The sequence below is a fragment of the Bacteroidales bacterium genome (genome assembly GCA_031276035.1).
In the GTDB taxonomy this organism is placed as follows: Bacteria; Bacteroidota; Bacteroidia; order Bacteroidales; family BM520; genus RGIG7150.
This window is the reverse complement of sequence record JAISNV010000031.1, coordinates 20,510-32,281: the sequence shown is the minus strand read 5'-3', so window position 1 is coordinate 32,281 and position 11,772 is coordinate 20,510. Positions and strand designations below refer to the sequence as shown.

Genomic DNA, 11,772 nt, shown 5'->3' with positions numbered 1-11,772 from the left:
AATTATGCTATTTTTTGTTTTCTCCAAACGCTTTTTCGTTTTCAAAATTCGGTAAATAATTTTCCGAACTTTCTAACTCTTGTACCCAGCCGCTGTTCAAGCCCAAATCATCCATAAAATCTATTACACTATTATACTCTTCTTCGCTTAATTTACGATTAATTTCAGGATGTTTGTAAGATTTATAAATCGGATAATACTGGGACATCAAGGAAATGTGTACTTTGGAAGATATTTCTAAAGCTATATTCAGTAAAACCGATTTGGAATTTTCTATGTTTGAAGGTAAAACTAAATGACGGATTATTAAACCTTGTTTAGCTAAACCGGTTTCATCTAAAATTAAATCAGAACCTTTTTGCCGATACATTTCTTTAATGGCTGCTAAAGCAGTTTCCGGATAGTTATTTATGTGAGAATATTTTTTTGCTATTTCTTCGTTTGCATATTTATAGTCCGGAAGATACACATCTACAATACTTTCTAAGTCTAATATAGTTTGCGGGTTTTCGTAAGCATTAGTGTTGTAAACAATTGTAGGAAAATACTTCCGCGAATGAAGAAGATTTACAAGTTCGTGAATTTTCGAAATGTATGGAGTTGGGGAAACAAATCCGAGAGACTTTATTCCGCTATCCAATATTTTAGCAATTTGAGAATAAGCACTTTCTAAGTCTATAGAGAATTGATGTAAATCGCCTTTATTATCGCTGATTTGATAATTCTGACAATAGTCGCATTGCAAATTACAGTGATTAAAAAACACATTGCAAATTCCTTTCTCACCGCTAATTACAGGTTCTTCACCTTTATGAACGCAAATAGTGGAAATATACATTCCAGAATCTATTTTACAGAAGCCTGATTCATTGTTTCTGTTGACGTTGCAGTTGTGAGCGCAAAAATTGCAAGTATGATTCATGGTTTGTGAGTTAAATGTTTTTTATAAAGTATTTCGAAATAGATAGAAGATTGAATTAATAAGTGAATTTCTTCAATTAATAATTTCCTTGTGCACCTCATAATACTAACCGATATTATCTATTATCAAACTATGTTAGAACTTTCAATTTTCTTCTATATACAATTGTTAAAATCCAAATAACAATAAGTATAACTAAAATGATAATTTTTTGTGTATTCAATTCTGTGAAGAAATTATTCAAAGAATGAAAAGCAGCAACGGCTAATAAAGAATTAGTTTTGTCTGCAACTAAACCGATACCCCAACTTCCTAAGAACAATATTCCCAGAAAGATAAGATTACCTATGGTTAAACTAAAATCCAAATGCCAAATAAACCACAAAATAGTTATTATCAGTATTCCGATAAATTTTGGTAATGGTTTTAATAATTGTTGCAAAAATCCGCGCCATCCTATTTCTTCCAATAATCCGTAAATTAAAATTGTTGTAACTCCTATAACAGGAAATGTTAGGTTTGTAAAATAGGCTACCGCTGTAATTAAAATTATAGGCAGAAACCAATAAATTGAAAGAGGAATAATAATATTTTTGAAATTTCCTTTGAGGCTCATCTGCATTGGGATTTTAAAAATAAGCATTGCAACTAAGGCTCCTATTGCCGGCCCCATTCCTTCTAAAACAGCTTTTAAGAAAAAATTATCCATTCCGGATAAAATTCCGGTTTTATTGGTGATATATCTTGAGCAGATAGCAATTGCGTAAAAAACTATAATTGCATAAATTGTTTTACGTTTATTCATTTTATATAATTCGGATATTTATTATTATAAATTAGTTCCCAAAGTCATCATAAAAAATCATACTTTTTGGAACACCAAGATTGTCAAGCATTTTTAGAACAGCATCCAACATTAATCCTGGACCGCAAATGTAATATTCTATGTCTTCAGGAAAAGGATGCTTACTTAAATATTTCTCCAAAATAACTTCATGAATAAAACCTGTGTCTCCTGTCCAATTATCTTCTGGCGATGGAGCTGATAGAGCAACATGGAAAGAGAAATTGTCATTGTCTTTTTCAATTTGTTGAAATTCGTCAATATAAAATAATTCTTTCAGAGACCTTCCTCCGTACCAGAATGTTGTTTTACGTTTACTTTGTTTCGTTTTGAAAAGATCGAAGATATGAGATCTCATCGGAGCCATTCCGGCACCGCCGCCGATAAACATTATTTCATTATCGGTATCCTTAATGAAAAATTCGCCGTAGGGTCCGGAAATAGTTATCTTATCGCCGGATTTTAATGAAAAAATGTATGATGAACAGATTCCAGGATTAACTTTCTTTAAAGCTTTCTTCTTGCTGTCGAAAGGTGGAGTTGCAATTCTCACATTCAATGTTATGATATTATTTTCTGCCGGACAATTTGCCATTGAATATGCACGAACAACTTCACTTTCGTTATTTTTCATTTTTAAATCGAAAAGATTTAATTTGTCCCATTCCTGTCTGTATTCATCGGCAATATCAAAACTACTGAAAGGAATATTACATTTAGGAACATCCACCTGTATATATCCTCCGGAACGAAAATCTAATGTTTCATTATCGGGAAGTTTTACGATAAATTCCTTTATATAAGTTGCAACGTTTTTGTTAGAGATAACTTCGCATTGCCATTTCTTCACTCCGAAAATTTCAGGCGGAATTTCTATATCAAGATCTTCTTTAACTTTCACCTGACAGAATAATCTGTATTGTTCTTCCTGCATTTTTCTGGTTATGTGTGATGTTTCAGTTGGAAGTATAGTTCCGCCGCCCGAAAGTACGATTCCCTTGCATGCACCGCATGTTCCGCCGCCACCACATGCAGACGACATGAAAATTTGATTGCCGGACAAAGCATTGAGGAGAGTTATTCCTTTGTCGCTTTCAACACTCTTCTCATCATTGTTTATGTGTATTGTTGCTTTTCCGCCAGGAATAAGTTTTTTCCTTGCAAAAAGTAATACAATAACTAATAACCAGATAACTATCAGAAAGATTATTATTGAAATTATAATGATTAATCCATTCATGTTTCTTGATTTTAAATTCCGGAAAACGCTAAAAATGCCAATGCCATTAAACCTGTTGTAATATAAGCGATTCCTAATCCGCGCAATGGTTTTGGCGTTTTTGAATATCTCGTTTTTTCTCTTATCGCTGCAAATGCAACAATGGCGAGTAACCAACCTATTCCTGAGCCTAATGCATAAACAAGGCTATGTCCGACTGTCGGAAAATTTCTTTCCTGCATAAAAAGCGAACCGCCTAAAATCGCACAATTTACTGCTATTAACGGAAGAAAAATTCCGAGCGAATTGTATAATGCTGAAGAATATCTTTCGATTATCATTTCGAGTAATTGTACTATAGATGCGATGACTGCAATATAAATTATTAATGATAAGAAAGATAGATTAATATTTCCTAATTGTGCTGAAATCCAAGTTAATGCTCCGGCTTTCAGCAGGAAATTATATATTAAATAATTCACAGGAATTGTTACAACAAGTACAAAACAAACGGCAATCCCAAGTCCGAACGCGGTTTTTACATTTTTTGAAACCGCCAAATATGAACACATTCCTAAGAAATATGCAAAAATCATATTTTCCGTAAATATCGAACGTACAAATATTTCTGTTAATGATTCCATAAATTATTGTTTTTCTTGTAATTCACTTTCTTTGGTACGTTGAATCCATATCATGATACCGATGATAATTAACGCCATGCTCGGTAAAGTCATCAAACCGTTATTTAAATAGCCGTATTCATAAAAACTTGCGGGAATTATTTGATAATTCCATAAAGTACCGGAACCGAGAAGTTCTCTGAAAAAAGCTACAATTATCAAAACAATTCCGTAACCGAATCCATTAGCCAATCCGTCTATTAGAGAAGGTACCGGTTTGTTAGCCAGAGCGAAAGCTTCGAGACGTCCCATGATTATGCAATTAGTGATTATTAAACCTACAAAAACGGAAAGCATTTTACTAATTTCGTAGAAATATGCTTGCAGGAACTGATCGACAATAATTACCAAACTTGCTACTATAACGAGCTGGACGATGATTCTTATTCTGTTTGGAATAGTTTTTCTGATTAATGAAATTATGAGGTTTGAAATTCCACATACAACGGTTACGGCAAGGCACATAACAACTGCCGGTTTCATTTGTGCAGTAACCGCCAAAGCCGAACAAACTCCTAATACCTGCACTGTAATCGGATTGTTTTTATTTAACGGACCTAAATATTTTCTGATGTTCATAATTTATTATTTATATATGGAATGTAAAGTTTTAAACAATCATGTATCATTTTTTCAATTCCTTGAGAAGTGATAGTTCCTCCGGAAATAGCATCAACTCCGTGTTTCGGATCAATATTACTGTTTAAAATCCCACCTTTGACAAGTTTTACCGCAACATATTCACCCTTGTTATTGAAAAGCATTTTCCCTTCGAACATTGATGCGAATTTCTCAGTAGAAATTTCGCCGCCAAGTCCGGGAGTCTCGGATTTGTGGTCAAAGATTGCTCCCGTAATTGTATTTCCGTCGGAAGCAATTGCAACATATCCCCAAATCGGTCCCCACAAACCTTTACCGGCAACAGGAATTACATTTGTAATCGAGTTATCAGGATTTTTTACTGCAAAAACAGGTAAAATATAATCCGTTTTTCCGTCGAATGCTTTTTGATATTCTTCTGCTACGGATAAATTGAAGGCACGAACTTCATCTGCATTATTTTTGAAATAGTAAACAGATACTACATTTCCATCATTATTGATAATGATTTCCGTAGTTAATTTTTCATATTGGTTTATTACGTTTTCTTTACTGATGTTTTTATAATTTGCTGCCGTTAGAATCTGATACATTTTTTCGATATCCGTATTTGCTTTCTGCAGGGGTTGCAATTTAATTGAAAAGAGGGATAAAACTACAGCAACAATCAACACAAGTATTGTGATATATAGAAAAACATATTTATTACTATCGGTATTCATATCAATTAATATTTGGTTGTGAAGTAATGTTTTTCAAACTTAATTTCGCATGTCGTTTTTTTCTCTTTCTGATATTATTTTGAATAGCAATATAGTCTATTAGCGGTGCGAATACATTCATCAGAAGAATTGCGAGCATCATTCCTTCGGGATATCCTTTGTTGATGACGCGAATCATTACTGCTATAACGCCTATGAGGAAGCCGAAAATAACTCTTCCCCAATTTGTATGCGGTGAAGTAACGGGATCGGTAGCCATATAAACCGCCCCGAACATAAATCCTCCCATGAGCAAATGTTCGTATGGCGGAATTTGCATTATCGGAGTAGTGCCAATCAAATTAAAAATAAATCCCATGCTCAATCCGCCAAACATTACCGATAACATTATCCGCCAACTGGCCACTTGCGTATATACGAGAAAAATTCCTCCGAGAATAATCGCTAATTTTGAAGTTTCGCCTATACTGCCCGGAATTGTTCCGATAAACATTTCGAAAATGCTTGGCATATCGGTGATATTACCATTGGATAATTGTGCTAATGGAGTGGCGCCAGAGATACTATCAGGTTTGCCGGCAATCCAAACATTATCTCCCGAAATCACACTCGGATATGCAAAGAATATAAAAGCCCGGGCAACTAAGGCAACATTTAGGAAATTATAGCCTGTTCCGCCGAAAACTTCTTTTGCGAATAATGTTGCGAAAATTGTAGCCAGAGCTAATATCCATAAAGGAATTTCAGGAGGAACAATCATAGGTATCAGCATTCCCGAAACAAAAAATCCTTCAGCAACACTGTGACCGAGCCTTTGGGCAAAAATAATTTCAACTGTTAATCCGCTTGCATAAACCGTAAGAACTATAGGAAGCCATTTCAGAAATCCGTACGAGAACATTTGCCATAAGCTTGCATCGATGCTGTTTACTAAAAAATGTTGATATCCTATATTCCAAATTCCAAATAACAGAGGAGGCACTAAAGCTATCATCACTGCAATCATAATTCGTTTCATATCAACAACATCACGAATGTGGCTGCCTGTTTTTGTAGTAGCGTTAGGTGTTAATAAGAAGGTATCGGCAGCATCATAAAGCGCATAAAACCTTTTTAGTAAGCGTCTGCTGGAGAATGCTTTTTCTAATCTTTCACTTAAGTTTATCAGCCAACCCATAATTTATTCTTTTAAAAGTGATAAACCGTCATAAATAATCTTTTGGCATTCTGTCTTAGAAGGACAAACTACTTCGCATAACGCGAAATCTTCTTCAACTACTTCATAAATACCGAGTTGTTCCATTAATTCAGTGTCGCCTATAACGCAGGCTTTTAATAATTCCATAGGAAGAATATCCAAAGGAAAAACTTTTTCATAAATATCAGATAAGATCATGGCACGTTTTCCTCCGTGTAGAGTAGTATCTAAATTGTGTTTTCTATTGGGATACAGCCAAGAAACATAAGTGTGCGAAACACTCCAGAGGCGAAAACCGGGATATAGCCATCCAAGGAACCTCCTTTTACCGCCTTCGGGAATAACAGTAACCTGATTGTGGTAAAATCTCAGAAATGTTGATTTGGAAATATTCGTTCCCGTCAAAACATTCCCACTGATAATTCGTGCATCCGTAGGACCGCTATTACTTGATATATAAACGGTGTTGTCATCAACATCTTTAAACTTCTTCTTACGTTTATTACGCTTATCTTCAATAACAAATCCGTAATTTTTAATTCGAAGCTTTCCAAGTTGCATTCTTCCGCTTACCAAGTTCGTACCTTTTATCTGGCAGTTTGAACATTCGGATTCCGGATGAATACATTTGTCATTTACATAAGCGCATTCTATATTAGACATTTTCATTATCGCATCTAAAATATTACTGCCGCTAATAGTTTTAAGATAGTAAGGTTCTGCGATTCCGGAGCCGCAAAGTACTATTATCTTTGAAAAATCCAATTCGTTTTTTAAATATAATTTTCCGATAATTGCAATATCCTGCGGGTTTACGTACCAAACAATTTCACCTTTAGCAAGAGGAGATATATAATGAATTTGAGTTCCGATATTCCCACTCGGATGTGGTCCTTCGAAATATTTGAATTGAACGTTTTTTGTAGCTTCAAAAAAAGAATTTCCTATATTATTTTTCAAACCGAGAATAATTGGTCCGTTTGTAAGATGTGAAAGAATCTCAATACCTTTTTGAAATTCTTCTTGTCTGTCTTGCAAGAGAAAAGAGTATGAGGGAGCTAATGGTGAGCTGTCAAAACAAGAAATGAAAATTGCTTTCGGAATATCATTCGGATCTGCAATGCAGTCGAAAGGGCGCTGTTTTATAAAGGGCCACAAACCGGTTGTGAGCATGGCGTTAATTATGGCGGTTCTTTCTAATTTAAAGTCTAGATTAAAATCTTCTTTTTCAAATTTATTATCGGAAGTTATTACAATTCGTTCAATCTTACGTTTCTCACCTCTAACGATACTTGTAACTTCACCGCTTATTGGCGCTACTATTTTAATTTCCGGATTATCTTTCGAGAAGATTATCGGTGTGCCGATTTTTACGTTATCTCTCTCATTGACGTTTAGCTTTGCCTTTAACCATTTAAAGTCATCAGGACAAACGGCAACTTTAGATACTTTATGAGCTTTAATAATGAAATCGGCGTCGCCAATCAGTTTGACATCCAAACCTTTTTTTATTTTGAAAACACTTTTCATGCAAAAATACTTTTCACAAAATTTGTGGTAAAATTAATCTTAATCTTTTATGTTTCAATAAAAATAATTTATTTTTATTAACAAATTTTTAACGAAAGAAATAAGAAAATAAAAAGGTCAGACATTGTCTGACCTTTTTATTTCAGTCTTTATTTGCAAGTAATTTCTTTAGCGTGTTTTTACTCGGTAGAATTGTTAGATATTTACTGGCAAATATTTGTTCGTTGTTTTCCGGTAGTGTGTATCTGACAACAGATTCATTTTTGTCTTTGCAAAGTATAATTCCGATTGTTTTGTTCTCATCTTCAAGACGAATGTTTCTGTCATAATAATTTACATACATCTGCATTTGTCCTAAATCATTGTGTTTTAATTCTCCCATTTTTAAATCTATCAATACAAAACATTTTAATATTCTATTATAAAAAACCAAATCAATTCTAAAATGTTTTTCATCAAAAGTTATTCTTTTTTGTCGTGCAACAAAAGTAAAACCTTTTCCTAATTCCAAAATAAATTGTTCCAATTTGTCAATTAATTTTTGTTCGAAATCATTTTCAGAATATCCGGATAATTCAGGTAATTCTAAAAATTCCAATATATACGGATCTTTAATAGCATCTTTAGCTTTTTCAATTATTTGTCCTTTTGCCGACAATTCTATAATTTTATTTTTGTTTCGGCTATAAGCTAACCTTGTATATAAACCGGAATCGTATTGTCTTTGTAATTCTCTTAAACTCCAATTATTCTTATAGGCTTCTATTTCATAGAATCTTCGTTCATTTTCATCTTCTATTCTCATTAATTTTAGATAATGCGACCAACTTAATTTAAATTCTTGTACTATTGTAACGGGCGTTAAATAAGTTGATTGTAATTCGTCAGACACTGTCTGACCTTTTGAGTAAATTAAGTAAAAACTTCTCATTTGCTTAATGTTAGTAATCGAAAATCCTTTGCCGAAGTCTTCAGTTAATCTTTTTGAAATTTCATAAATAAGTTGTGTTCCATAATCAGCTCTTCCTTTCCCTTTCTGCTCTTCTTCTACAATCATTCTGCCGATTTCAAAATAAGTTAACGCCATTGTTTGATTAACAGTATTAAGAACAGTTTGTTTTGCCGTTTCTAATAATTTGGATATTTTTTTAATTAGGTTATTCTCTACGCCCTCTTTTTTCATAATTATACAATTGATTATAATACGAATACTTTATGCAAATTTAATCATATAATATATTTGTGATAACTATAGCTTTGAGATTAATTTATTGACTGATAGGTGGTTGATCTTTGTGAAGCAAAAGTATTTTAATTTAATATTAATGAAGATTAAATTAATGAGTTTCATTATTATTTGTAGAATCTTTCCGAAAGAAAAACAGAAGTTAAATATTTATTGAATATTTCCTCTTTATGTATAATAAATCTTGTATACATTTTAATGTATATTTGCATTTGCTAAAATTAATTTTAGAGCATGAAAGATTTATACAAAAATTTATCGGCAATTATTATAATTGTTTTCATTGGATTGATTTTTAATTATAAGTATCTGAATACTTTCCCGTATCAAATTCATGCATGGACACAATCCGACAGACTGGCTATCGCACTCGGATTTGTTGAAAATGATTTGAACTTTTTTAAGCCACAAACTTTTGTATATTATTATCAATTTCCTGAACTTTGGCACGATTATCCCGAAACTACAATTACGGCTGCCGATTTTCCAATACATGATTTTATTCCGGCAATCTTTATGAAGTTGTTTAAGAGTAATGATGTAATATTTTTTCGTATTTACATATTATTGTATGGCTTTATGGGATTGTTTTTCCTGTTTAAATTATCACAAATCTGGACAAAAAATTATTTTAAATCATTAATAATTCTTTTATTGGCAGCAACTTCACCTGTCTTTGTTTATTATCAGGGCGGTTTCTTGCCTACAATTCCGTCTTTATCAAACGCAATAATCGGAGTTTATTTTTATTCATTGTATATTGAAAATAGCAGAAACAAAAATTTTAATATATCATTAATCTTCTTTACTTTGGCGGCATTATCCCGCTTAACTTTTATTATTCCTTTAATAGCGGTTTATTGTGTGGAATTTATCAGGATTATAAAAAATAATTCTAAATTATTACCAAAAGTAGCACCCGTTATTATATCAACATTATTTATTGCTTTGAATTTTATATATAATAAAATTCTAAAAGATAATTACGGCTCAATTTTTCTTAGTCAGCTTATGCCTGCAGATAATTTCGCGGAATTTTTTTCTCTGATTAAATTAACTGCTGAAAATTGGCTTTTTGATTATTTCACTAAAATTCACTATCTGATATTTGCTGGGATTATACTTTTGTCTGTTTTTGGATTCTTAATCCGTAAAATAAATAGTAAACAGTCGTATTTTATTCTTTATATTTTGACGATATTTATAGGTAGCATAATGTTTCTTATAGCCTTAATACGACAATTTCCGGCGCACGATTATTATTTCCTTGATACATTTTTTCTCCCGATAATTCTGCTGATAATATTTTTAATTTCTATTATTCCAGATTTTCAAAATAAAAAAATAAGTAACGGCTTTTGGTTAATTCTATTTCTTGTTATTGCATATCCGCTGAGCAGCAAAGCAATAGCATCACAAGACGGACGTTATGAAGAGAAGGATTGGAGTAGGGCGGAAAAGACTTATAAAAGTTTTATTGATTCGAAAAACTTATTAAGCGAATTGAATATCCCGAATGATTCGAAAATTTTGATTATTGATTGTCCGACGCCTAATATTCCATTTATTTTGATGGGTAGAAAAGGATTTGTTGTGAGAAAATATGATGAGGGAAAAATCAAATTGGCTTTAGATTCATTAAATTACGATTATATTATTTTACAAAACGAATATTATCTTTCCAGAATTTATCAGAAATATTCGGATATAATATATAGAATAAACAAAATAGGTGGAAATGATAAAATTTCTGTTTTTACTTTAGCTGATAATCCCCAGGAACCGGTTTTTGAAATGTTCGCTGATTATGAAAATGAGTTACATCAACTTTGGAAAAATACTTTTTCTACTTCTGAAGTAAGTTATTCGGGTTCACATTCCGGTTTATTGGCTCAGGATATGCTTTACGGATTGACTTTCAAGACTAAGGATTTATCGGTTTTGTCTGAAAAGAATAACTTTATTTTCTTTAAAGCAAAATTTATGTGTCAGTATATTACCGATTGTCATTTGGTATTGTCAATAATACATAATAATGAAAATATTTATTATAAAAATTATAGTTTGGAAGAAGCCTTATCATGTTCTCAAGAGTGGGAAGATTTGTCGGTAGGATTTGAAGTGCCGAAATTGGACGTTGATGATTATGAATTTGCGATATATCTTTATAATCCCGGTAAATCAAGAGTTTATGTTGATGATTTCTGGTTTGGAATATACTAAGTTCAAAACTTCGGGTTTTTGATTACGAATTTCAAACTTTTAGTTCCGAAATGTAATTTATAATGAAGTGCGAAAGTTTATGAGTAAACCAACCGATTGGCTTCTGATAATTCTTCCATAACACAAAACGATTACTTCTTAATCTTTTCCTTTTTTAATTTCAGGATATTTTTTTCATAATCAATAACCGCATTATGTTCTACAAGAAAGTCGTTTCCGATAATGCCGTGAAGTTTTATGTTTGAAGCTGACTCCAATGCTGAGAAAATGTCGGATAAATTTGTAATTATTATAGGAAACTCATGTATAATCAGGCGGTTAAAACTTATTTTATTTATAATACATTCCTGACTTTTATGGTTTGATGTGCCCAGCCCCAGGATATCCGCCCCTTCTTTGATTTGTTTTAATTCTTTTCTGTTAAGGAAAGATTCTAAAGTTTCTTCGTTAACGCATGTACGCGTTGCGCCTGTGTCGATTAGAAATAATATATCTTTTCTGTTAATTCTTGCGCTTATATATTTTAGCGAACCGTTACGGTCGTCAAGATTATCTATTGTTAATAATTTGATTTTGTAATTCATA

The 11,772-nt window shown here is 32.4% G+C and carries 11 protein-coding genes; 1 reads left to right on the top strand and 10 read right to left on the bottom strand.

Translation table 11 applies throughout. From position 1 onward, the window contains the following. Nucleotides 1–7: 7 nt before the first annotated feature. The 9 genes from LBP67_07985 to LBP67_07945 form a co-directional block, all read right to left on the bottom strand. Nucleotides 8–922 (bottom strand): radical SAM protein, encoded by a 915-nt coding sequence (locus tag LBP67_07985; GenBank protein ID MDR2084918.1) that lies wholly within the window; start codon nt 920–922, stop codon nt 8–10. 130 nt (nt 923–1,052) lie between these two features. Further along, nucleotides 1,053–1,727: a CPBP family intramembrane metalloprotease gene (locus LBP67_07980; GenBank protein ID MDR2084917.1), complete on the bottom strand. Its 675-nt coding sequence runs from the start codon at nt 1,725–1,727 to the stop codon at nt 1,053–1,055. 31 nt (nt 1,728–1,758) lie between these two features. Then, entirely contained in the window at nt 1,759–3,006 is a 1,248-nt protein-coding gene (nqrF, locus tag LBP67_07975) for an NADH:ubiquinone reductase (Na(+)-transporting) subunit F (protein ID MDR2084916.1), read from the bottom strand. A gap of 11 nt (nt 3,007–3,017) precedes the next feature. Next, entirely contained in the window at nt 3,018–3,629 is a 612-nt protein-coding gene (nqrE, locus tag LBP67_07970) for an NADH:ubiquinone reductase (Na(+)-transporting) subunit E (protein ID MDR2084915.1), read from the bottom strand. Between the two features lie 3 nt (nt 3,630–3,632). Beyond that, the gene (locus tag LBP67_07965) at nt 3,633–4,247 is read right to left on the bottom strand and encodes an NADH:ubiquinone reductase (Na(+)-transporting) subunit D (GenBank protein MDR2084914.1); all 615 of its coding nucleotides are present in this window, start codon (nt 4,245–4,247) and stop codon (nt 3,633–3,635) included. Further along, nucleotides 4,244–4,990, bottom strand: coding sequence for an NADH:ubiquinone reductase (Na(+)-transporting) subunit C (gene nqrC, locus LBP67_07960; protein MDR2084913.1), 747 nt, complete (start codon nt 4,988–4,990; stop codon nt 4,244–4,246). The genes LBP67_07965 and nqrC overlap by 4 nt, the downstream gene beginning before the upstream one ends. Before the next feature lies 1 nt (nt 4,991). Further along, nucleotides 4,992–6,167: an NADH:ubiquinone reductase (Na(+)-transporting) subunit B gene (locus tag LBP67_07955; protein MDR2084912.1), complete on the bottom strand. Its 1,176-nt coding sequence runs from the start codon at nt 6,165–6,167 to the stop codon at nt 4,992–4,994. 3 nt (nt 6,168–6,170) lie between these two features. Continuing rightward, nucleotides 6,171–7,718: an NADH:ubiquinone reductase (Na(+)-transporting) subunit A gene (locus tag LBP67_07950; GenBank protein ID MDR2084911.1), complete on the bottom strand. Its 1,548-nt coding sequence runs from the start codon at nt 7,716–7,718 to the stop codon at nt 6,171–6,173. A gap of 142 nt (nt 7,719–7,860) precedes the next feature. Next, nucleotides 7,861–8,901 (bottom strand): PDDEXK nuclease domain-containing protein, encoded by a 1,041-nt coding sequence (locus LBP67_07945; protein ID MDR2084910.1) that lies wholly within the window; start codon nt 8,899–8,901, stop codon nt 7,861–7,863. Between the two features lie 297 nt (nt 8,902–9,198). On the opposite strand from LBP67_07945, the gene LBP67_07940 reads away from it, so the two are divergent. After that, the gene (locus tag LBP67_07940) at nt 9,199–11,187 is read left to right on the top strand and encodes a glycosyltransferase family 39 protein (protein ID MDR2084909.1); all 1,989 of its coding nucleotides are present in this window, start codon (nt 9,199–9,201) and stop codon (nt 11,185–11,187) included. A 131-nt stretch (nt 11,188–11,318) separates the two neighbouring features. Here LBP67_07940 and LBP67_07935 read toward each other — a convergent pair whose 3' ends face one another. Further along, a complete protein-coding gene (locus LBP67_07935) occupies nt 11,319–11,771 on the bottom strand; it encodes an aspartyl protease family protein (protein ID MDR2084908.1) in 453 nt (150 codons plus the stop codon). Nucleotide 11,772 lies beyond the last annotated feature (1 nt).